Source organism: Nocardia spongicola (assembly GCF_047200775.1).
Taxonomy (GTDB): Bacteria; Actinomycetota; Actinomycetes; order Mycobacteriales; family Mycobacteriaceae; genus Nocardia.
This window is the reverse complement of record NZ_JBJZOO010000074.1, coordinates 1-383: the sequence shown is the minus strand read 5'-3', so window position 1 is coordinate 383 and position 383 is coordinate 1. Positions and strand designations below refer to the sequence as shown.

Sequence of the window (383 nt, the reverse complement as noted above, 5' to 3'; positions counted from 1 at the left end):
CGGTGGATTTCGGTGGGATTCCGGCGGTGTCGTTCACGGTGGTGTCGGATACGCAGATCACCGCTACCGTTCCTGCGGGGACCGGCACGGTAGGTGTCACGGTGACCACGCCGGGCGGTGTCAGCAACAGCGTGGCCTACACCTATCTCCTAGTTCCGACGCTCGCTTCGGTGGTTCCGGGTTCGGGTCCGGTGGCTGGTGGTAATTCGGTGACGTTGTCCGGTACCGGGTTCACCGGTGCGACGGCGGTGTTGTTCGGTGGGATTCCGGCGGTGTCGTTCACGGTGGTGTCGGATACGCAGATCACTGCGGTAGTTCCTGCGGGGACCGGCACGGTGGGGGTTACGGTGACTACTGCGGGTGGTGTCAGCAATAGCGTTTCT

At 63.4% G+C, this 383-nt stretch carries 1 protein-coding gene; it reads left to right on the top strand.

Features of this window, described 5'->3' with window-relative positions; genetic code table 11:
• Positions 1-2: 2 nt before the first annotated feature.
• Positions 3-383: IPT/TIG domain-containing protein (locus tag ACL02S_RS24260; protein WP_412804807.1), on the top strand; the 381-nt coding region annotated here is incomplete at its 3' end.